The sequence below is a fragment of the Lacrimispora algidixylanolytica genome (assembly GCF_003609635.1).
GTDB lineage: Bacteria > Bacillota > Clostridia > Lachnospirales > Lachnospiraceae > Lacrimispora > Lacrimispora algidixylanolytica.
The window spans coordinates 154,682-177,963 of the sequence record NZ_MCIA01000006.1 but is presented as its reverse complement, the minus strand read 5'-3'; the positions used below and the strand labels follow the sequence as shown (position 1 = coordinate 177,963).

19 protein-coding genes are annotated in these 23,282 nt (G+C 40.1%); all 19 read right to left on the bottom strand.

Translation table 11 applies throughout. The features are described 5' to 3' along the window. Nucleotides 1-5 precede the first annotated feature (5 nt). The 19 genes from BET01_RS05400 to BET01_RS05310 all read right to left on the bottom strand — a co-directional run bounded on the left by BET01_RS05400 (nucleotide 6) and on the right by BET01_RS05310 (nucleotide 23,202). Nucleotides 6-1,751, bottom strand: a complete 1,746-nt coding sequence (locus tag BET01_RS05400) for an ABC transporter ATP-binding protein (RefSeq protein WP_120195744.1) — start codon at nucleotides 1,749-1,751, stop codon at nucleotides 6-8. Then, nucleotides 1,744-3,537, bottom strand: coding sequence for an ABC transporter ATP-binding protein (locus BET01_RS05395; RefSeq protein WP_120195782.1), 1,794 nt, complete (start codon nucleotides 3,535-3,537; stop codon nucleotides 1,744-1,746). The genes BET01_RS05400 and BET01_RS05395 overlap by 8 nt, the downstream gene beginning before the upstream one ends. Nucleotides 3,538-3,635: 98 nt before the next feature. Continuing rightward, the gene (locus tag BET01_RS05390) at nucleotides 3,636-4,247 is read right to left on the bottom strand and encodes a TetR/AcrR family transcriptional regulator (protein ID WP_243117127.1); all 612 of its coding nucleotides are present in this window, start codon (nucleotides 4,245-4,247) and stop codon (nucleotides 3,636-3,638) included. A 124-nt stretch (nucleotides 4,248-4,371) separates the two neighbouring features. Further along, nucleotides 4,372-5,244, bottom strand: coding sequence for a cysteine ABC transporter substrate-binding protein (locus tag BET01_RS05385; RefSeq protein WP_120195743.1), 873 nt, complete (start codon nucleotides 5,242-5,244; stop codon nucleotides 4,372-4,374). A 22-nt stretch (nucleotides 5,245-5,266) separates the two neighbouring features. Continuing rightward, nucleotides 5,267-6,019 carry an amino acid ABC transporter ATP-binding protein gene (locus tag BET01_RS05380; RefSeq protein WP_120195742.1) on the bottom strand — a complete coding sequence of 251 codons (753 nt, stop codon included), beginning with the start codon at nucleotides 6,017-6,019 and terminating at the stop codon, nucleotides 5,267-5,269. A gap of 4 nt (nucleotides 6,020-6,023) precedes the next feature. Beyond that, on the bottom strand, nucleotides 6,024-6,701 hold the full coding sequence (locus BET01_RS05375; protein WP_120195741.1) for an amino acid ABC transporter permease: 678 nt from the start codon (nucleotides 6,699-6,701) through the stop codon (nucleotides 6,024-6,026). After that, nucleotides 6,661-7,341, bottom strand: coding sequence for an amino acid ABC transporter permease (locus BET01_RS05370; protein ID WP_120195740.1), 681 nt, complete (start codon nucleotides 7,339-7,341; stop codon nucleotides 6,661-6,663). The genes BET01_RS05375 and BET01_RS05370 overlap by 41 nt, the downstream gene beginning before the upstream one ends. A 487-nt stretch (nucleotides 7,342-7,828) precedes the next feature. Continuing rightward, the gene (locus BET01_RS05365; protein ID WP_120195739.1) at nucleotides 7,829-9,772 is read right to left on the bottom strand and encodes a methyl-accepting chemotaxis protein; all 1,944 of its coding nucleotides are present in this window, start codon (nucleotides 9,770-9,772) and stop codon (nucleotides 7,829-7,831) included. Between the two features lie 369 nt (nucleotides 9,773-10,141). After that, nucleotides 10,142-12,220, bottom strand: a complete 2,079-nt coding sequence (locus tag BET01_RS05360) for a methyl-accepting chemotaxis protein (protein ID WP_120195738.1) — start codon at nucleotides 12,218-12,220, stop codon at nucleotides 10,142-10,144. Nucleotides 12,221-12,387: 167 nt separating this feature from the next. After that, entirely contained in the window at nucleotides 12,388-13,554 is a 1,167-nt protein-coding gene (locus BET01_RS05355; RefSeq protein WP_120195737.1) for a tyrosine-type recombinase/integrase, read from the bottom strand. Between the two features lie 470 nt (nucleotides 13,555-14,024). After that, the gene (locus BET01_RS05350; RefSeq protein WP_120195736.1) at nucleotides 14,025-14,537 is read right to left on the bottom strand and encodes a GNAT family N-acetyltransferase; all 513 of its coding nucleotides are present in this window, start codon (nucleotides 14,535-14,537) and stop codon (nucleotides 14,025-14,027) included. 84 nt (nucleotides 14,538-14,621) lie between these two features. After that, nucleotides 14,622-16,724: a methyl-accepting chemotaxis protein gene (locus BET01_RS05345; protein ID WP_158584988.1), complete on the bottom strand. Its 2,103-nt coding sequence runs from the start codon at nucleotides 16,722-16,724 to the stop codon at nucleotides 14,622-14,624. A 276-nt stretch (nucleotides 16,725-17,000) separates the two neighbouring features. Further along, on the bottom strand, nucleotides 17,001-17,837 hold the full coding sequence (locus BET01_RS05340) for a pirin family protein (protein WP_120195734.1): 837 nt from the start codon (nucleotides 17,835-17,837) through the stop codon (nucleotides 17,001-17,003). A 30-nt stretch (nucleotides 17,838-17,867) separates the two neighbouring features. Further along, nucleotides 17,868-18,431: an NADPH-dependent FMN reductase gene (locus BET01_RS05335; RefSeq protein WP_120195733.1), complete on the bottom strand. Its 564-nt coding sequence runs from the start codon at nucleotides 18,429-18,431 to the stop codon at nucleotides 17,868-17,870. A gap of 190 nt (nucleotides 18,432-18,621) precedes the next feature. Continuing rightward, the gene (gene cysK / locus BET01_RS05330; protein WP_120195732.1) at nucleotides 18,622-19,554 is read right to left on the bottom strand and encodes a cysteine synthase A; all 933 of its coding nucleotides are present in this window, start codon (nucleotides 19,552-19,554) and stop codon (nucleotides 18,622-18,624) included. A 203-nt stretch (nucleotides 19,555-19,757) separates the two neighbouring features. Next, nucleotides 19,758-20,489 (bottom strand): CAP domain-containing protein, encoded by a 732-nt coding sequence (locus BET01_RS05325; RefSeq protein WP_243117126.1) that lies wholly within the window; start codon nucleotides 20,487-20,489, stop codon nucleotides 19,758-19,760. A 265-nt stretch (nucleotides 20,490-20,754) separates the two neighbouring features. Next, a complete protein-coding gene (locus BET01_RS05320) occupies nucleotides 20,755-21,186 on the bottom strand; it encodes an RrF2 family transcriptional regulator (protein WP_120195731.1) in 432 nt (143 codons plus the stop codon). Nucleotides 21,187-21,263: 77 nt separating this feature from the next. After that, complete coding sequence (locus tag BET01_RS05315; protein WP_120195730.1) at nucleotides 21,264-22,421, bottom strand: rhodanese-like domain-containing protein; 1,158 nt, start codon at nucleotides 22,419-22,421, stop codon at nucleotides 21,264-21,266. Beyond that, nucleotides 22,414-23,202, bottom strand: a complete 789-nt coding sequence (locus tag BET01_RS05310) for a tRNA threonylcarbamoyladenosine dehydratase (RefSeq protein WP_120195729.1) — start codon at nucleotides 23,200-23,202, stop codon at nucleotides 22,414-22,416. Before BET01_RS05310 ends, BET01_RS05315 begins: the two co-directional genes overlap by 8 nt. Between the last annotated feature and the right edge of the window lie 80 nt (nucleotides 23,203-23,282).

The following is a 23,282-nucleotide window of genomic DNA, read 5'->3' as shown; positions in this document are numbered from 1 at the left end:
TATGCCTAGGATAGAGTCCAGTCCTGGCTTTGGCTTTGAAGATCATTCATATGGCGGTATATTCCATTTCTTTCGTATAGTTCCTTTGGACTTCCCTGCTCTGCCACCAGACCATCCTTTAACACAATGATCCGGTCTGCTTTTGCAACTGTCCTCATCCGGTGGGCGATGATTAATACGGTCTTATTACGTACCAAATTGGAGATGGCTCCCTGTACCATAGACTCATTCTCCACATCAAGAGAAGCCGTTGCTTCATCAAGGAGTATGATAGGCGCATCTTTTAATAATGCCCTTGCAATGGATAAGCGCTGCCTCTCTCCACCGGATAAGACTGAGCCATTTTCCCCAATTCTTGTATCGTACCCTTTTGGAAGTCGGCTTATGAAGCCATCGCACCTTGCGGCTTTGGCTGCCTCCATCACCTCTTGGTCTGTGGCATCTTTCCTTCCTATGCGGATATTTTCCATGATGGTATTATTAAACAGCACTACATCTTGAAATACCACGGAAAAGTTCTTTAGAAGGCTTTCAGGATCCACAGTGCTCACATCTACTCCACCAATGGTAATTTTACCCCCATTCAAATCCCAGAATCTCGCCGCCAGTCTGGCCGCCGTACTCTTTCCTCCACCGGAGGGACCTACCAGAGCGGTCACCTGTCCCTGGGCCGCCTGAAAGGATACATCCTTTAACACCGGCTCCCCTTTGTTATAGGAAAATCCCACATGATCAAAGGCAATATCAAAACCATCATAGGAGATCTCTTCTGCCCCTGTCTGTACTTCCTGCTCATCAATGGCCCTCATTCGCTCTACTCGAAGCATAGTGGAAAATACTGCGGACAGATTATTAAGGCAGCCAATCAGGGGGCCATAGATACGGGTAGCCGCAATCATAAATATCATAAATGTCATAAGACCAATCTTTTGCCTAGACAAAAGATAACTTCCGCAAAGAACCGTGGTTGCCATTCCTATTTTTAATATCATTTGAGATGATGTGACAAGTATTCCGTTAATTACTTCCACCGTAATGGTATTGGATTCTGCAACCACTAGTTTTTTGCACAGCCCATGGAGATAATCCTCCCTTTGGTTATTTGCCTTAATATCCTGGATGTTCTCAATACATTCCTGGATTCCATCGGATGCAATAAGCAGTTCCCCTCTTTGCTTTCGCTCCAACCGGTCAATGAATGGCCTGATTCCGGCTGACAGCAAAAAGGCCACAGGAACCACCCAAAGCATGGATAACCCCATTTTCCAGTCCAGAGCCATAAGGCTTAAACCGATAAAAGCAGTGGAAACAAACGCCCCGATTAACTCCGGAATAAAATGGGAAAAGGCAGTCTCCATCCACGCGCAATCCCCCATAATAGTAGTAGTCAGATCAGATAAATCACGTTTTCCAAAAAAGGAAAGCGGAATCTTTCGAAGCTTTTCAGCCAGGTGAATTCGCATATTGGCACTTTCTTTATAGGAAGCAAGAAAGGTTTTGTTATACTGAATGTATTGAAGGATAAATATGAGGAGGAGAAAAAGAATGCTAAGAGCTACATACCCCATAAGCCCCATCTGATGCCCTTCCTTGCCTAGGACCGGACTAAGAAGTTGATCCAGTAAAAGGACAAAAAGTGACATAGGGAGTATAAAGCCAATGTTTGTTAGAGCACATGCAGCCGATGCTTTTGCCAGATCTTTCCCACCTTGTTCGCTAAGTGCAAATATTCTCTGTAAATATTTACTCATATGATTCACCTACTTTCCAGGAAACCGATGTTTGATAATCTTTCCACATGGTTGCGTACAGGCCTTTCTTGTTTAATAGTTCTTCATGAGTTCCTGCTTCCTCAATCTCACCATGGTTCATTAAGAGAATCTGGTCTGCCCTACAAATCGTAGACAGGCGGTGAGCAATCATTAAAACTGTTTTCCCCTTCACCAGGGTTTCAAAGGCCTTTTGTATTTGGTATTCATTATCTGGATCTGCAAATGCGGTGGCTTCATCAAGAACTATGATAGGAGCATCTTTTAAGACGGCCCTAGCTAGTGCAATTCTCTGGCATTCTCCACCAGACAGATAAATGCCTTTGCTTCCCACCTGGGTATTAAGCCCCTGGGGGAATTTATTTATAATGTCGTCACAGCGCGCCGCCTTGATAGCCCGCTCCACTTCCTCGATGGAAGCACCTGGCTTAGCCGCCTGAATGTTTCTTAAGAGCGTATCTTTAAACAGGTGGCTATCCTGGAACACAAAGCTTATGTTCTTCATCAATTCCTCTGTCCCAATCTCTCTTACGTCCACCCCTCCTACCAGTATCGCTCCTTTGTTCACATCATAAAACCGGGAAAGAAGACTGGCTACTGTAGATTTTCCTCCACCAGATGGTCCTACAAGAGCAACCGTATTTCCTTCCTGAATCCGAAAAGAGACACCTTTGATTGCTGGTACGTTTTCTTTCTCGTAAGAAAAGGTAACATCTTTAAATTCCACGGATGCATTCCCTGGAATCTTGGGATCTATTGGTTCCTTTAACGGTTCCTGATTTATGATCCCCATAACCCTGTTAAGAGCTTCCTTTGCTTTCAAGGTATTTTCACTGGTCCACATAATTTTATCCATCATAGAAACACAGACTGGGGTAAACAAAATATAAAAAATCAAATCCAGGAGTACGGTTAAATTCGTAGCGCCTGCTGCCTTTCCTCCCACAAGAAGAAGTCCTGCTGGAATTAAGAAGGCAAATATGCCGTTGATACTCATGGTATAGGCGCACATGGGAATTCGCATGGTTATAGTATACTTCACCGCCCAGTCTCTGTAACGCAAGATGGCTCCATGAAAGTTTTTAAAAGAAAATATGCTTTGCTGGAACGTTTTTACGACTGGTATCCCTCTTATATACTCGACCGCCTCATTGTTCATGTCTTCCAACGCATTCTGATACTGCTTCATGGCTTCCGCCGAATTAGGCCCCATCATGCGGGTCAAAAAACAAAGCCCTGCTGCCATTGGTAAAAGACTAACCAAACCAAATCTCCAGTCAAAGAAAAATAGTAGAAAAAGGACTGCAACCGGAGTTATAAACGCCCCAGCCAGATCAGGCAGCTGATGAGCCAAAAAGGTTTCTGTCTGGCCTGCACCATCGTCGATGATACGTCGGATCTTTCCACTTCCCAGGCTTTTGATATAGCCAACTGGAAGCCTAGACAAGTGATGCATGGAAACCGTCTTCATATTCCTAGCGGTACGGAATGCGGATAAATGAGTACACAGCAAAGCCAGGAAATAGACAAACATACCAAGAAGGGAGGCCCCTACCGCAAGCCAACCATATCGTACTAGCTCTCCGCTCCCTCTTACATCCGGCCATTTGGTAATCGCTCCCTTTACTGCAAGCCACATATAAATATAAGGCAAAAGCCCCACTATGGTACTGATCCCGGACAGGATGCAGCCAAGTCCAGTTAAATACCGATAACTACCTGCAAAGGTCATGAGTGTGACCTTTTTACCATCAGGGAGCTTTGTCATTATTACACTTTTATCTTTCATTTTTCCCCTTTCAAATGACCAATTATAGCTATGTGCGGTTAGTTTTGACTAATCACATGTGTAAATAATATGGGGCATTAAAGCCCCATAATCTTCTTCCATCCAGCATGCTGGAATTTAACCAGTGAGATCATATAAGAATTTGCTTTTTCCCTGGGCACATCATGAGCGACAAATTCCAACAACTGAAGAAAGAAGGAACGAGAGATGATGTGGATCAAGGTAGCATCAACCTCCATAACATTATATCCCAATGATTTCATCACTTTCATGAACTCCCAGCATGATGCTTCTTCAATCTGAGCTAGCTGGTCTAAGTAGCTGTCACACCAGCCAGGACTGCTCTTTAAAAAGAGAAGCTTAAATATGTCAAATCTGTCATAGACAAAATTAATGATGGAAGGTGCGGATTGATCTGAAATATCATCCAGTGCTTTTGCCTGCTGATCTGGAGGGAGTAAGGCAAACTCCACATGAGACTGCTGATACATCTCCAAAAGTTCGTCAGCAGCTTCACCTGTCAAGGCATCGAACAACGCTTCCTTACTGGGAAAATATCCATATATGGCACCTGTCGTCACAGAGGCCTCTTTTGCGATTCTTCTTAAGGAAGCTCCTTCATACCCGTATTCCATGAATTCCTGTTTTCCCACTTCTAATATTTGCTGACGGGTTGTATTTATCGGCACGCTTATCACCTCTCTTTTTCTTTTTATAACACCGTTATATAACAGTGTTATTATGACGCAAAAAAAGCAGGACGTCAATACGCCCTGCCAACAATTTTTCTCAACAATCAATTTATTTACGTTTTTAGACCTGGCCGCCTTCAACGACCAAGTTTTCCGGATCAATTTCATCTCCATAAACTGGCTTTAAGGTTTCTTCAAAATTCTTATGGAAGAACTGCTCTTTGCCTAAAGTCTTAATATCTTCGTTGATCCAGTCTAATAACTCTGTATTGCCCTTTTGAACTGCAGCAGCGATGGTATCTGTATTTCCAATGGATTCAATTCCTACTGTGAAACCTTTGTTCTGAATTGCCCATGCAAGAACTTCTGTGTTGTCTGTGGAGAAGGCATCCCCTCTTCCATCAGCAAGTGCATCGTATGCTTCCTGATACTCATCAAACTTTAACAGCTTGATCTCTGGATGATTTTGGGAAAAATAAGTTTCTGCTGTGGTTCCTTTTACTACAATTAAGGTCTTGCCGTTTAATTCAGCAGCATCCTTAATGAGTTTATCATCAGGGGAAACCACACCAAGCGCTACCTTCATATAAGGAAGAGCGAAATCCACCTGATCTTTTCTCTCATCTGTTACCGTAAAGTTAGCAAGAATCACATCCACTTTAGCAGATTTTAAGTATTCTACGCGGCTAGCAGCCTCAACGTATACGAATTCCACCTTATCTTCGCTTCCAAGTAAATCTTTTGCAAGGCGTTTTCCATAATAAACATCATATCCCTGGATTTTTCCATTAGCATCTACGTAACCAAAAGGATTTTTATCGCTGAATACACCAATTTTTATGGTACCGGAATCTTTGATCTCAGAAAGTGTTCTAGCCTTTGCTGATGGGCTCTGAGCTCCATTAGAATTTTCCTTTGCTGGAGCGCTGCATCCTGCAATCAGCCCCGCTGCCAATGTAACGCCTAATAATGCACCTAATAATTTCTTTTTCATAATGATTTCCTCCTTCATTTATTTATATCGCTTCGTAATGAAACGTATTTAAAAACTGTTTTGCTCGTTCTGTCTGTGGAGAGGTGAAAAAATCTTCTGGTTTTCCCTCTTCAACCACCAGACCTTGATCCATAAACAGGACACGGTCTGAAACTGCTTTGGCAAATTCCATCTCATGGGTAACGATAACCATGGTCATACCTTCCTTTGCCAGTTCTAATACTACCTGCAACACTTCTCTTACCATCTCTGGATCGAGAGCTGCTGTAATTTCATCAAGCAGTAAAATCTCCGGATGCATCATAAGGGCTCTTACAATGGCCACCCTCTGCTTCTGCCCACCAGATAACTGTCGTGGGTAAGCATCCTTTTTATCCAAAAGTCCGACTCTCTTTAAAAGCTGTTCTGCTTCCTGAATCAATTCTTGTTTTTCTCTCTTTTGAACCTTTAAAGGTGCCAAAAGAATATTGCCTAAGATGGTCAGATGGGGGAATAGATCATAACTTTGAAAAACCATGCCTATCTTTTGTCTGATGGTGTAGGCATCTTTTCTATCCCTCTCAATGACTTGATCCTTAAATGATATAGTTCCGGAATCAATTGGCTCTAGCATATTAAGACATCGTAAAAAGGTACTCTTTCCGCAACCGGAAGGACCTACGACAACTACCACTTCTCCTTTTTCTAAGGAAAAAGACATATCTTTTAAAACCAACTGCTCATTATCATAAGATTTTTTAAGATTTTTTGTTGTTAATATTACTTCCTGCTTCATATGATCAATCCTTTATTTTTTTGTCTAGCATTGCTGCCGCTCTGGAAAATGGATAACAGATTGCAAAATACATGATAAAAATAACACCGTAAACCCAAAGGGCTGCATCTGGAACCGTATACCTGGATGAGTCAATAATCTGTTTTCCCACCTTCACTACCTCAATGACACCAATGAGCACAACCAGTGAAGTGGTTTTAATCATTCTCGTTAAAAGGTTCATCACAGATGGAAGAAGTCTTCGTACAGTCTGAGGAATGATTACATAACGGTAAACCTGAAGCTTTGTCATACCTAAACCAAAACCGCTTTGATATTGATGCACGGGAATTGACTGTAAGGCACTTCTTACCAGATCTCCCATCTCTGCCGCTCCCCAAAAGGTAAATACTATGACAGCAGCCCAGGAGCCTGGAAGGTTAATATTTAAGTGCTTTGCCGCTCCAAAGTAAACCAGAAACAAAAGCACAAGCTGTGGCATGATTCTCACTATCTCTAGATAGATTCTACAAAGGAACCGTACCAGCTTTTTCGGACTAGTCATTACAATACCAAGAATCATTCCAAGAACGATGGAAAGTACCATGGAGATAACGGCAATCTGAAGAGATTGCCAAAGCCCTCCACAGAGTCTTAAAAAGTTATTTCCCTGGAACAGCACTTGAATTCCCAAATTCTGCATAACGGACCCTCCTTTCTACCCAAGAACAGAGTAATGAGATTGGCAGAAGAATCATGAGATAAGCAGTTACCAGCATAAATAAAGCCTCATCTGTCTTATAATAAATTCCAATCAGATCCTTTGCCACAAACATCAAATCCGCCAGAGCTACCGCACTGAATACGGAGGTTTCCTTAATTAAAAAGATAATATTAGCACAAAACACAGGTACAGACGTAGCAATCGCCTGAGGCAGTATAATATGTAAGAATACCTGCCACTTCGTAAGACCAAGACTTAAACCTGTTTCCGTCTGAATCTTAGGTACCTGTTCAATTCCAGTACGGAACGCCTCTGCCATATAGCTTCCACCCAAAAAGGCCAGACCAGTGATGGCACATCCTTCTGAACTTAAAACTATTCCAAGCTTTGGAAGTCCAAAGTATAAAAAGAACAACTGGATAAGCAGTGGTGTATTTCTTGAAATTTCAATGTAACAATTTACTACAAATCCAAGAACCGGTATCTTAAAAACCTTGACAAGGCTGCACAAAAGTCCAATCACCGTTGAAAGCAAAATCCCAAGAAAGGAGATCCGAAGTGTAATCCCTGCCGCTTCCACATAAAGCGGCACATTCCCACGAATAAATTCAAAATCCATGTCTTTCTTCCCCTTTCCATAATCTCTGATTCATAACACCAATCCTCCCTGATCATGATTCATAAAAAGGAAGCAGGTATACGAACATACCTGCTTCCTTCCATTCATTCTCTCTTTAACAAGATAAAATTGGGGATTTCAGATATAGAAACGCGCACAAATAAGCTGTATCTTTTCTTGAGAAACATCTACAGCAACAACAACACTTCATAAGTTGATTCTCATTCTGTGTGCGGCTCATCTTCATATCCTAATCTCCTTATTCATACTATATATATATGTTTACTATACTGTGACCTTTTCTATTTGTCAATATTTTTTTATCAAATTGTTTTTAACAGGAATTGAGGAATGAAAATTTACTTTATTAAATCATTACTTTAGATTGCTAATTTTAGAACCATATCCTCATGATTTGACCCTACAAAAATCTCTCTGTAAGCAAACATAACTTACAGAGAGATCCCATTTCCTTATATCATCAGTATTAAACGTTTTTTATGTTGAACTCTGACACCAGTTCCTTTAACATCTGCATCTGATTGAGCAGATCTCCGCTGGTGGCTGCACTTTCCTCAGCCGTGGCTGAGTTTGCCTGAGTCACCATGGATATCCTCTGCATTCCTTCCTCCAGTTCAATTACGCTGTTTGACTGGCTCTCTAAGGATTCAGATATCTTTCCAACTAATGTGTTGATATTACCAGTCTGCTCCACTATGGTTTTAAACACTCCTGCCGTCTGCTCCGTATTTTTCTTCCCCTGTGTCACAGATTCTATGGTGCTGTGAATCAAGTCGGTGGTCTGCTTTGCTGCATCTGCACTCTTAGATGCAAGCTGACGGACTTCATCTGCCACTACGGAAAATCCTTTTCCCGCATCCCCGGCACGAGCAGCTTCCACAGCCGCATTTAACGCGAGGATGTTGGTCTGAAATGCAATGTCATCAATGATCTTTACAATGCTTTGGATCTTTTTAGAGAACTCGTCTATGTTTGCCATAGATTGTAACAGGCGTTCCATTTCCTCATTGCCTCTCTGCGTTTCTAAAAGAGCCGATTCCGTCATGTCTTTCATGGACAGGGAATACTGTGCATTGTCTTTGATATGATTGGATACCATTTCCAAAGAGTTGGTAAGAACTTCTGTTGTAGCTGCCTGTTCTGTAGAGTTTTCGGCAAGATTCCTTCCAGTCAAAGCCACTTGTTCAGAACTACAGCGTACCTGATCTGTGGATTCGGCAATATGGAATAGTGTACCATTAAGAGAATCTAATATCTGCTCCAGAGCTTTCTCTATTGGTAAAAAATCCCCCTTATATTCCACTTCACTTTTGACTGTCAAATCCTTTGATGCAACTCTGCTTAAAACTCTAGATATATCTGATATATAATTACGTAGTCCGCAAATGGTATTTTGAAGTGCCAAAAGGAGTCGGGCGCTCTCATCCTTTCCATTAGCTACAGGCACCTCTAAAAGCAAATCTCCCTCTGCTAACTGTTCAATCCTGCGGGTTGCATCAACAATGGGTCCTGTAATCTTACGGGCAAAAGAACGGGTAATTAAAATTGCCAATAAAATAACAGAAATACCAATTAATGCACACATACCAGCGGTGACACGTACTGCTCCTTCAATCTGAGCCACAGGCATGGTAACAGCAACATTCCAACCTTCTGGACCACTTAAAGGGGTATATCCTACCAAACGGCGGACTCCTTTATAAAAGCTGAATCCTGTTCCTGTTTTCCCTAACATCATCTGTTGAAAAATCTTGGAGGTTGGAACATAGGAGGAATCCTGTTTTGCCAGTTCTATATAATTTGTTGGTTTTTTTACATTATCTGCGCTAGGATGTACTACAGTGACTCCATTTCGGTCAACAACAAATGCATATCCACTCTCACCTATTTTTATCTTTGTCAAATCATCGCTGATTGTCTGATATGGCAAAACCCCATATAAAACCTTGCCAGTACTGCCAATGGGTGCTCCAATGTATAATACAAGCTTATCCTCTGCATTTAAAAATGGATTAGAAATATAAGCAACTCCATTTATAGCTTGTTTAAAGAATTCCTGATCTGCAATCTGGTCTCCATTTTCATTGGTTCCCTTGGCATCTGCAATAGTGATGTAGTCAAAACCAGCCGCCGCTGCCTCTTCATTAAGAAGAATCTTCTGTTGGGAAACAGATGTATTACCATCGGTCAGGAATCCTTTGGAAGCAGTTATGCTCAATTCCTTGCGGTAGTTATTCAGTACGGAGTCAATTCCCTGCTGATAAGCCATTGCAAGATAGGAGGAATTCTTCTTCGCTTCTGTCATGGAACTATTGTAATAAAGAATAGAAGAAACGGCTGTTAAAAATATTACGGTAGATCCTAATAATAGTGAAATAAAAAGTAAAAGTTTGTTTTTTAAATACTTCATGTTCCTTTGCCTCCTCAAATAATTCGAAAAGCATCCCTGTTTTTCATGCTTCCATATTGTTGGCAAAGCTCAATTAACAGTAGCAAAACGCTGTTATCACAGCCCGCTAAAGACCAACTATTCATATTTTGGCGATCAAAAATATGTATTATGTTTTTCGACTTTTATCTTGGATATCATACCATATATGGTAAAATTCGGCAACTATCCCTATTTTTTTCTCACAATTTTTCTCAATCATTTTATAAATAAATTTCATTTAAAATCCTTTAAACAACAGTAAAAATACCTGATCTGATAGATTCAGATCAGGCATTTTATTGATATATTTATTCAATTAGAATCCTTATTATTGACTCACAATATCAATTAATACAGCGTAAACTTGCTCACTTCATTTTTAAGCAACTGCGCCTGTGCCGCCAGCTCCTCACTGGAAGCAGAACTTTCTTCTGCGGTAGCAGCGTTCGTTTGAACAACCGCTGAGACCTGGGAAAGTCCCTGATTAATCTCCCCAATGGATACAGCCTGTTCCGCAGACGCTTTATTTATGTCACGAATAACTTCAACCACAAGCTGAGACTTTAATGCCACATCTTTAAGTGTTTTAGAAGTTTCAGAAGCCATTTTCTCACCTTCTGCTACTGTAACCGTAGAAAGTCCAATAAGCTCTGAGGTTTGCTTTGCTGCTTCTGCCGATTTTGCTGCAAGATTTCTAACTTCATCTGCAACCACTGCAAATCCCTTTCCTGCCTCTCCTGCTCTGGCAGCTTCTACTGCCGCATTCAATGCAAGAATATTCGTCTGGAATGCAATATCTTCAATTACCTTTGTGATGCTAGAGATCTTTGCAGATGAATCACTAATCTCATCCATCGCTGCATTAAGACGTTCCATATGATGATTGCTTTCTTCCAGACCTTCTCCAGCCTGGCGAACATAATCTGATGCTTTTCTCACATTCTCTGCATTCTGCTCCGCTTGCGTCGAAATGCTAATAATAGAGGCACTCAATTCCTCCACCGTTGCCGCCTGTTCTGTAGAACCAGAAGCAAGAGCCTGGGCTGCAGAAGAAACCTGTTCCGCCCCAGTGTTCACCTGATCCGCAGTAATTCGGATGGAGGTCAGAGTTTTATTTAGAGAATCGGATATCTGCAAAAGTGCTTCCTTAATTGGCTTAAACTCTCCTGCATAATCTTGATTTAAGTTTATTCTGATATCTCCTCCTGCCATGGTTTCAAGAACAGTGGTAATTTCTCGAATATATCCAATATATCCATTTAATTGTACCACCGTTCGGTTTAACGCATGAGCAAGCTGTCCCGTCTCATCACGGGAATTCACATCTGCTGAAATATCAAGTCTTCCATCTGCAATTAAGTTTGCAGCATTGGTAAGTGTCTTTAACGGTGCCACGATTCCTTTTGAAACGATAAATATCATTCCCACTACCAGTGCCGCTGCCACCATAAATATAAATGCCATTGCCGTGGTGATTTTGTTATATTCATTGTAAAACTCTTTTAATGGCAGTCCTGTTCCTACCATCCAGCCGGTATCCCCAATTCGACTCACATATCCATGTACAGAAACCCCATGAGAAGTGTACTGTATCTTTCCTTCTATTGATTTTAAAAATGCCTGCTTAATACCGTCAGACATATCTTGTTCACTGACATTTTTATTGATCATCTCTTCCTTGGGGTGATAAATAATTTGTCCATCCGCAGAAGTAACTATGTAAAAACCGGTTGTTCCAAGGTGATAATCACCAATGGTCTTCTTCAATCCATCCAGTGAAAAATCAATTCCCACCGCACCTACCATCTGACCACCATTTTCTGAATATACCGGTGCGATAATACTTACAATTTGGGCTTTGGAGGTAAAGTCCTCATAAGGCTCTGTCATTACAGTCTTCTGTTCCTTAAGTAACATCTGATACCAAGGTCGTTCCGAAATCTGATAGGAGCTATCTGATACAAAGCCATTGGACTGTGCAAGCTGACTGCTGTCCACATCAGAAACCCAGATGGATAAGATATTATCCTTATCAGTATCACTTATGTTTTTCAGTGATTGAACCACCTCTTTAAAATCTTGTCCTTCACTGATTTTTGCACCTGGCTTTAAGTCTGCAAAGAACTTTTGTAATTGAACACTTTTAGATAACTGATCTGCACTGTTTCTAAAACGGTCAAAGAACTGTTCCATTTCTACAGAGGCAGTCTGAGATTTCGCCTCCAGATTTCCTTCGGTCAGCTGTTCGATGTTCCCACGCACCAGATTCAGCAGAATAAGTCCTACGATGCAATAAGATAAAACTACTGGAATACCTATGTAAATAAGAATTTTGGCCAGTAAGCTTTTTAGACCGGTTGATTTTGTCTTATGATTGGAAGAACTATTTGTAGCATTATTTTTTCCTTTTTTCATACGTTCAGACATAACTTTTTCTCCTCTTAGTTTTTTGCCTATCCAAGAAACGTAAAACTAATCTTCCCTCTTCCTCTTGTTGAAATACCTCTTGATTCCATTTTTTAGAAATGTTAATATTGTTTACCTGTTCAGAAAGACGCAGTATACTTGATACTGCGTTAAATAGGTAAATCCCCTTATAAACATACTCTTTCCGTAGTTAAGACGGGATAATTGACGGCTAATTTCGCACTTTCGATATTCATTAAATATAAATCGTTAAATTTATTGATAGCTGCCTTTTTATGTTCCATAAGCGAATGGGCATAAACATTAAGAGTAATAGATACACCAGAATGCCCCAGTAATTCACTCACAGTCTTAATATCTACCCCTAATTCCAAGGCTCGTGTTGCGAAGGTATGCCTGATAGCATGAAACTTTCTATCTACAATATTGTTATCCCTCAATATCCTTTTAAACATGTTTTGAAACCTCCGGGGATTATAAGGATCTTCATTACCTGTAAAAATGAAACTGTTATTATCACCCTTATACAAACTGCTATTGATTAGAAGATTTAGAAGAAATTCAGGAAGTGGGATCTTTCTTATTGATTTCCTGCTCTTTGGAAGACCTACATGTAAGGTCGTCTTATTTTCTTCACTATCAAAGACTCTAATTCTAGACACCGTTCGTAAAATGGACATGGTTCCTGATTCAAAATCAATGTCACTCCATTTAAGCGCACAAAGTTCACCCAGTCGAATTCCGGTATAAAAGCAAAGGATGATTCCAATTGCACACGCATCCTTTGATTTTAATGCCCCTTGTTCTATGGCTCGCTGTTCTTTAGACGTAAAAACCTGGACCTCACCGTAATCTGTACTGGGAAGTTTCACGAGTTCCAAAAACTCGTGGAGATGAGGAGATGTTTTTAAAATCTCTTTTAATGCAATTTTAAAGATAGCAAATATCTTCTTTTTTGATGTTTCTGCAATTAATTCGTCTTCTCTTATATGTATTACAAAGCTGGACACGGAATCTTTCTCGATACAGTTATGTTCTCTCTTCATAAAAAAAGGGATGATATGCTTGTAGACACAACTGTAATAGCTCTCATATGTTGATGGTTTTACGCGCGAAGAAACATCTCCCGTTAGCCAGGCAAGAAATTGTTCCGAGGCATTATTATGTTTAATCAATTTAACTTTTTCTTTATCTTCTTTAAAATCTTTCATTTTCTCTTTTACTGCCTTATATGTCTTCGCATAGAAGTAATGATATTTGCCACTTTGGTTTAGACTTCTTCCCTCCCAACGTCCATCCTTACGCTTATAAATATTTTCTCCTCTTCGTGCCATTACAATTCTCCTTTCGCTGATGTTATAATTTTATGACGTTTCCTTTGACGGCGAATAAGTCAATAATCATGTAATAGTTTACTTTAATCCAATTCATTACCATTTGATTTATGATTTTACTCTTGTTTCGTCAATTAATCTTTGAAATTGACATATTATGACAGATAATGTATAATAAAATTGGATTAAATATGCAATTATTAAGGAGCACAGTATCAAGTATACTGCGTTCCTTTTTTGATTTTATTACCATATAAATTTTAGATTTCTGACCTTTTTACATACATATATTAAGAAAGGGATATGAATGTTTTGATTGGATAGAATCACTATTTCAAGTTCAAAGAATATACAAGAATTAAGAATGGACGCAGACTTTAATAGTCTGCATCAAACCATAGACAAGCATAATATTTTTTATCCAGCGAAGCAATATAGCAAATTTAATCATCTACCATGATATAAGTATTCTAATTAATCGTGATCCAATATCTTTGTTCAACTACTCCATCTACAACGATTTCGTTCTCCAATATACCACCATTATTTTGAATGCTTTTTGCAGATCCGATATTTTCCTTATCACATACCATTAAAACCTTATCTAATCCTATTTTCTTACATTCTTTCAGTGCAAGACCGATCATTTTAGACGCTATGCCCTTTCTTCGTTCAGAAGGTCTGACCCCATCACCAATATGTCCGCCATTTAACAACAAGAAATCATTTAAATAGTGCCGGATATTAACGGCTCCTACGAATATGTCTCTATCTTCGTCCAAGCAAAATAAAGTAGTATCCGGTACCAGGGGCCCATTATTCTCTTTATTTTCTATGTTATTTCTATATTGGTCAAAATCATGATAATTACATCTAGTTAGTGCACTGGGTACGATTCTTTCCCCACTGGCACACCACTCATCCATCATCTCATTTAGGTTCTTCTTATATTTTTCATGTAGTGGAACTAATTGTAGTTTCATTATTTCTCCCCCTATTCATTTTTAGCAAATAAGGCGGACATAAATTTGTCCGCCTTAAGTTGTTCTGCTTTTATTTTATATGGTTTAATACTTTCCGTTATCAAATGTATGGTTTTGAACATCAGCTACATAGATTTCGTTTTGCTGCTCTACCTGTTGAAACGATGCTGAAACGTCCTTTAAGGTGAATTTCTCCACTTCCTGCTGTAGAATAAGGGCTTGAGCCGCAAGCTCTTCACTGGAAGCAGAACTTTCCTCTGCGGTTGCTGCATTGGTCTGAACCACTGCGGAAACCTGGAAAAGACCTTGATTGATCTGGTCTATGGCTTGTGCCTGATCATAGGAAGCCTTTTCAATTCGCTGTATGGACTCGTTGGCAAGTCTGGCTTTCTCCGCTACTTCTACCAAGATCTGAGCCGTCTCTCCTGCGAGCTTCTCTCCCTTTGATACAGTGATTACGGATCGGTCAATTAATTCTGCTGTCTTTTTGGCAGCTTCTGATGATCTAGCAGCCAGATTACGGACTTCATCAGCAACAACGGCAAATCCTTTTCCAACACTTCCTGCTCTTGCCGCTTCAATGGCTGCGTTCAGTGCAAGAATATTGGTCTGAAACGCGATGTCTTCAATGACCTTTGTAATGGATGAGATCTCTGCAGAAGACTGGCTGATTTCTCCCATAGCAGCGTTTAACTCTTGCATGTGGCCATTGCTCTCTTTAATTCCTGTATCAGCCTGTACCACGTATTCTGTAGCCTTTTGTACATGGACTACATTTTCTTCTGCCTGCTGAGAAACACCCATTATGGATGCATTCAGTTCTTCTACGGAAGATGCCTGTTCTGTGGCTCCGGAAGCCAGTGCCTGAGAAGCACTAGACACCTGATCCGCGCCGCTGGCTACCTGATCGGAGGCACCTTTTATATTGGTAAACGTTGTATTTAAATTAAATATAATCTTATTAAGCGCTTCCCTGATCTGGGTGAAGTCTCCAGAATAATCTTGAACAGTCTCTACATTACAGTTCCCCTGCTCCAAGCTATTTAGTATGTATGAAATTTCCTGTATATAATCGTTTAGTTTATTCACGGTGGTCGTAAAGGATCTTGAAAGTTTACCAACCTCATCTTCAGAATCAACCTGTGGCACCTCGGAATGCAGGTCGCCTAAAGCAAGAGCTTCTATTCTCTTAACAAGAGAGATGACTGGATTGACAATCGGACCTGCGATCCGAAATGCCATGAATATGGAAAGTAAGACAAATAATAGAGAGAGAGAAACTGTGATTCCAATGGATACATAAAAGCTAGATAACATCTCAGAGGTCTTTGCAGTGACTGCGATGGACCAACCGTCTGTCCCGGGAATGCTCATGTAGCTTACAACCTGTTTTGATCCATTGTGCACGACTGTATCCAGCCCCTGGTTTCCTGAGGTCATCTTCTTAATCAGACCAGCTAATTTGGTATAAGCTGGGTCTTCCTTTGATTTTTCTATGTAATTCACTTGATTTGACACGATACTGGTATCGGGATGAGCCAAATACTTTCCTTCTTTGTCAACGACAAAACCATAACCAGATTTACCTATGGAAACATCATCAATCATCTTACTAAAGGTATTGCAATCTAGCTTCGCATAAACAATGCCCTTTTGACTTCCTCTAGCGATGGGTGCAGAAATAATCATAATTACCTTGCCGTCAACCGTACTCACAAGAGTAGAGGATAAATAAGTATTCCCTGCCATTGCCTGCTTAAAATATTCGCGTTCGCTGACATCAGCGCCGTTTGTTGCCTTTCCGTCAGCGTCTGTCACTGCCACTTCAAGAAAGCCATTTTTCTCCGCCAATTCAGCCATGACTTGCTTTCTTCCTATTATAGGTCTTGATGTGTCAGTAATAAATTCGTTTGCTGCAAAGGATTCAACCTGAACCCGATAAACATCGATGGCGTTTTGTATCGCCAAACAATAAGCGTTGCGGTTTTCAGTCAACCGTGTCTTCATGTTGTTGTTCGAATCACTATATAAAACAATGGCATTTGCAATTCCAAAAAAAACGGAAATGACAACTGCCAATCCTATAATGCCTCTTAGTAGATTCTTTTTAATTGATTTTTGATTCCTGCCTGCCTTTCCTCTGCCTTTAAGGCTTTGGGATAATTCTTTTGTTGAATCTTTTTCCACTTTTGTATCCTCCATTTTTTCTAAATGAAGCATAATCAGGAAGGAACCGGCTTTTGAGATTTTAGTCAGAGGCTTTCAGCTATACTCCACTTATGGGTAATCGATTTAAGCATAGCACTTGAGATATTACAAGTCAATCATCTATTCTGAATTTTATTATCAATATTTTCGGGGAAAACGATGGTTATTTATAAGATAAAAAGAATAATATAGAAAAGATTTGATCCGCAGCTTCCATGAGAAACTGCGGATCAATGTTTTAGTAAACCAAATTGGTTATTTATGTTTAATAAATGTGCCTCTTCGAAGTTCATCAAATGCCAGGTCTAATTCCTCCTGAGTGTTCATGGCTATTGGGCCGCCCCAGGCGATAGGCTCATGCAATGGCTTTCCGGAAAAGTAAAGGAACCGAAGATCCTTATTCGCAGCTGCACGAACGGTGATTTCATCACCTTCTCCAAAAAGAATGGCTGTTTTTTCAGGTATGTCCTGATGATCTACTACGCCATCTCCTTCTATTAAAAAGATGTATACCGTTTCTTCTGCTTTTGTAGGAATGGTTATTTCCTGTTCTTTTGGCAGTTCAACATCATAAATGGTAACAGGAATATGCTTTGGAGTTACTCCCTTGGCATCTTCATAACTTCCTGATAAAACTCCCACTCTGGCATTCCCACTTTGAACTCTAGGGATCATATCCTTTGTAATAGGAAGATACTGAGGATCTGCCATCTTTTCTTCCCTGGGAAGATTCAGCCATAATTGCAGGCCTAGCATTCTTTCTGATGGCTTTGGCATCTCTTCGTGAAGAATTCCACTACCGGCTGTCATCCACTGACATTCCCCGGAATTTATGGTCCCTTTGTTACCCAGACTGTCTTTATGATCAATCTGACCGGAGATCAAATAAGTAACCGTTTCGATTCCTCTATGAGGATGCATAGGGAAGCCTGCCACATAATCAGCCGGGTTCGTAGAATCAAAGGAGTCCATCATTAAAAATGGATCGAATTCCTTCACATCGTGATATCCAAGCACACGAACCATATGAACGCCCGCGCCGTCAACGGCTCTTTGGCCACGAATCTGCTTTGCTATCCTTCGATTGCTCAACTTCTTTCCTCCTTTTATTATTTATTTTAATTAGGAAGCAGATACTTTATTTACCCAGTTTGAAAATGCTTCCATATAATTCTTTAAATAACCCAGGCTATTTTCATCTGCAAATTCGCCTTTTTCATTAAGCTGATCTGCTACATTGCTGATATAAGCTTCTGGCTGTTGTAACATAAATACGTTTAAAAAGGTCATTGGCTGACGCAGATGATGGTTGGCACCAAACGCTCCAAGTCCACCTGGAGTAACACTGATGATTCCACCTGCTTTTCCGTCCCATGCATTGCTTCCGTAAGGTCTTGAGGCTATATCAATGGCATTCTTAAGTACTGCCGGTATAGAGCGGTTATATTCAGGAGTTACAAAAATAAATCCATCAAATTCTTTTACTTTGTTTCTGAATTTCACCCAAGACTCTGGGGTTTTTCCATCATCATCAAAATCCTGGTTAAACATTGGTAAATCAGCAATCTCAATGAATTCAAGTGAAAGTTCTTTTGGAGCTACCGAAACGGCTGCTTTCGCAACTGCAAGGGAAAAAGATTCTCTTCTTAGGCTTCCTACAATAACACCAATTTTTTTTGTACTCATAATAACATCTCCTATCTAAAATTTATTTTATTATATTTTAGCCAATCGCCCCAGTGGAAAAAGTTCTTTCCACTTAGCTTCAATTGGCAATTATTACCTCTCCCAAAGGAGTTAATCCTATTATAATTAATTCTTTGATTTGCTGTCAAGTATCATACCTGATCGTACCCCCATAATATGGTTGAAAAAATCAGTCTGTAAACATACTTGTTGATAAATAACGGTCTCCCGTATCTGGAAGAAGCACTACAATCGTTTTCCCCTCATTCTCTGGTCGCTGTGCCAGTTGAATCCCTGCCCAAACTGCGGCACCAGAAGAGATCCCTACTAAAACCCCTTCCATCTTCCCGATTTTTTTGCCGATTTCAAACGCATCTGCATCATAAACTGGTATCACCTCATCGTAAATCTTTGTATTTAACACATCTGGTATGAAACCAGCACCAATTCCCTGAATCTTATGTGGTCCAGCATTTCCGGTTGATAACACAGGGGAGGCCGCCGGCTCAACCGCAATAATTTTAACAGCCGGATTCTTCGATTTTAGATACTCTCCCACACCTGTGATTGTGCCTCCTGTACCTACACCAGCCACAAAGATATCCACATTTCCATCCGTATCTTCGTAGATCTCAGGACCTGTGGTCTCTCTATGGACCTTGGGATTTGACATGTTGTTAAACTGACTGGGAATAAAACTGTTGGGAATTTCTTTAGACAACTCTTCTGCTTTTGCTATTGCCCCCTTCATTCCTTTGGCTCCTTCTGTTAAAACTAGTTCTGCCCCGTAGGCTTTCATAAGGGTACGGCGCTCCAAAGACATGGTTTCCGGCATAACAATCATAACTCGATAACCTCTGGCGGCTGCCACTGAAGATAGTCCTATACCAGTATTCCCAGAAGTTGGCTCAATAATTACAGAATCCGCTGTTAAGATTCCGGCTGCTTCCGCATCATCAATCATTGCCTTTGCAATTCTGTCCTTTACGGAACCTGCCGGATTAAAGTATTCAAGCTTTCCTAATATCCTTGCCTTTAATCCCAATTCTTTCTCTATATTAGATAATTCAAGAAGCGGAGTTCTTCCAATAAGTTGATCCGCTGAAGTATATATTTTGCTCATAATGTTTATCTCCTTTACATGACTAAATATTGATTACTAGTACTACTATTATAGTACTTTTTAAAACATACTTTGTCAATGGGTTTATATGCACTTCTAGGAGACAAGATACAACAAAAAATCCCGGAAGATCTGCTTTTGCACAGAAGATTCCAGGATTATGATTGTTAAAAGCTTTGAAAAGATTTGTTTAAATATAACGATTAATATGTAAACAGCTGTACCCAGTACTGTGTACCGCTTCCGTTTTGTAAATTGCCTACACCGATATGAGTGTAGCTCTTATTCATTATGTTTGCACGATGTCCAGGACTGTTCATCCAAGCGGTCATAACTTCCTGAGGAGTTCTCTGTCCCCAAGCGATGTTCTCGCCAGCGCCACGGTAATTTACGCCCTGCTCTTTTAATGCGCTAGAGAAAGAACTTCCGTTTGGACGGGTGTGATCAAAGTTAGACTGAATTTCATTGGCTCTTACGTTAGCTGCCTTCTCGACACTTGGATCTATGGTAAGAGGGGAAAGACCTTCTTTTGCTCTTTCTGCATTTACCAGATCAACAACCTGCTGAGTGAAAGTCTTGTTGGTTGTTGGTGTGGTTGGTGTTGTTGGAGCTGGGGTTGTTGGTGTTGTTGGTGCTGGGGTTGTTGGTGTGGTTGGGGCTGGTGTTGTTGGTGTTGTTGGTGTTGTTGTACCATTCCCTGAATTCTGGCAGTTATTAAAATATTTGTTAATATCGTTGAAATTGATATTATCGCAATTATATCCCATCTGCTGTAATTTTGCTTTTAAATCATCGGAATTGCCATATCCATTGATCGAAATCACATTTCTTCCGGAGAAGGAGGGGACATTACACCTCACTGCTGCGTTTGCTGTTAATGGGAGCATGCTTGTTAAAGTCAGTGCCATTAATCCAAGTGCTGTTAATTTTCTCAATTCATTTGCCTCCTTTGAATTATTACATTTGTGTTACGTTTCTGTTACTTTTAAATGATAGCACTGAATTTACCATTTTACCAGTGGAAAGAATTGGGATTTTCCTGTTAAGTAAAAATCTTCTAAATTAATGGTAAAAAGGCGTATTAATACAGAGTTTTGGCAATTTCAAAGGGAAATCATATGGTTTTCTCCGGATAAACACGTAAAAAGAGCAAAGAATCAGATCTAGTCATCTGACTCTTTGCTCTTTTTTGCCCAACGCCTATATGATGTAATTGTCGCTGTAATCACTTTTACGAACAAGGTCCGCAATGGTGATTCCATTAAAGTAATCATTAATCAGCTTGTTTAAACCTTCCCACATCTCAAGGGTCTGACAATGGGAAGCTCGGTTGCAGCTATTCGTATCCCCTTCCATACAAGAAACAGGAGCAAGGGAACCTTCGGTCAGCCTTAAAATGCTGCCTACGGTGTAATAGTCCGGATCTTTCGCAAGTTTATAACCGCCACCTTTTCCTCTTAAGGAAATAAGAAGACCGTTCTTGCTGAGTATGGAAACGATAGATTCTAAATATTTCTCTGAGATCTCCTGCCGTTCAGCAATATCCATTAATGTTACAAATTCTCCATTGTTATGCTCTGCAAGGTCTATCATAAGTCTGACCGCATACCGGCCTTTCGTTGAAATTTTCATAAGATATAACCTCCTTAATCATAATTTACCACAAGGTTAGTATGTATTTCAAGTATGATTTTAAAATAAGGTCAAATTTATCGATCCAAATCATAATCATCAAGGAAATGATGGACGGTTCCATTCTCTTTATACGCAACTATGGTATTTAAATTTACATTTTCTACACTTTTAAAAATATTGCCCTCAATGTAAGGGTTCACTTTTTTAAGTTCTTTAATTAAGTCCTTGATCTCGACTCTCTTAGAACCAGTATTGCCATCTGTCCGACATGTGGTACAGGTATCAGTAAACCGGCAGGCACACTGAATAAAATGAAGACCGTTATAATCTCTCCATGCCTTAATGTCATCCTCACGGATAAGGTACATAGGACGAATCAGTTCCATTCCTTCAAAATTGGTGCTATGAAGCTTTGGCATCATCGTCTGAACCTGGCCGCCGTACATCATTCCCATGAGTATAGTCTCAATTACGTCATCGTAATGATGGCCCAGTGCTATCTTATTACAGCCTAGCTCTTTTGCCTTGCTGTATAAGTATCCTCTTCTCATTCTGGCGCAAAGATAACAAGGTGATTTCTCCACATCATAAACAGCATCAAAGATCTGAGTCTCAAATACAGTGACAGGAATATTAAGAAGTTTTGCATTATTCTCAATGACATCCCGGTTCATCCCATTATATCCAGGATCCATAACAAGGAAAACAAGCTCAAAAGGAAATTTGTTATGACGTCTTAATTCCTGAAATAACTTCGCCATGATCATGGAATCCTTACCACCGGAAATACACACTGCAATCTTATCGTTTTCTTTTACCAGCTTATATTCATTGATTGCTTTCGCAAAACGGCTGAAAATATCCTTATGAAACTTTTTACGAAGGCTTTTTTCTATTTCTTCCAGACGAATCGCTCCGTCCATCTCTTTTTCTTTTTCCATGGAGCTTATAAGCCAGTTTCCGTAACCGCCCTCTAAGTTGTACGCCTCAAACCCTTTTTCAGTTAAGTATTCTGCGGCCTCCACACTGATAATTCCTTTTAAGCAATATAAAATCACCTTTTTATCTGCGGGTGGGACATACTCCCCGTTCAAGATTTTATCAATCTCAACATTGATTGCATTTGGAATATAGCCATGGTTATATGCGGTCTGATCCCTAACATCAATAAGCAGGCATTCCTGTTCCTTTAGTTGTCTCATTTGGTCCAGTGACAGGCTTCTATCAGGCATTTGAATTCCTCCTAACTGAATCTTTACCCATTTTCGCCAAATCTTTAATGACTTCCCCTGCAATAATAAGTCCTGCTACAGAAGGAACAAAGGAAACGCTTCCTGGTATATCTCTACGTTCCGTACACTTATGTTTTGCGCCAGGAGGACAGATACAGTTTGTCCTACAGCTAATGGACATATCTTCGATGGGTCTGGTTGGTTTTTCTTTGGAATAAACCACCTTTAACTTTTTGACCCCTCTTTTTTTCAATTCTCTTCTCATAACCTTTGCCAGAGGACACATGGTCGTTTTGAATATGTCTGCCACCTCAAATTTGGTTGGGTCAAGCTTATTGCCTGCACCCATGCAACTGATAATTGGTACTCCTGCTTCTTTGGATCTCATGATCAAATCAAGCTTTGCGGTAACCGTATCGACTGCATCTACAACATAATCGTATTCTGTAAAATCAAAATCATCCGCATTCTCCGGAAGATAAAAACATTGACGCAACTCCACCTGAGCATCTGGATTGATCTCCAAAATTCGATCTCTCATAACCTCAACTTTATATTTACCTACTGTTTTTCTTGTTGCGATAATTTGTCTGTTAATATTTGTAAGGCACACCTTATCATCATCTATCAGGACAAAGGAACGGACTCCGCTTCTTACCAGCGCTTCCACCACGTATCCGCCAACTCCTCCAATACCAAAAACAGCAACTTTTGCTTCCATCAATTGACCCATGGCCTCTTCGCCAAGGAGAAGCTGGGTTCTTGAAAACTGATTCAACAACTGATTTTACCTCTTTCTTAATATATTATATCTTTTTACTAGGAATAAAAAACACACTTCAAGTAATTATACTTCGAAAT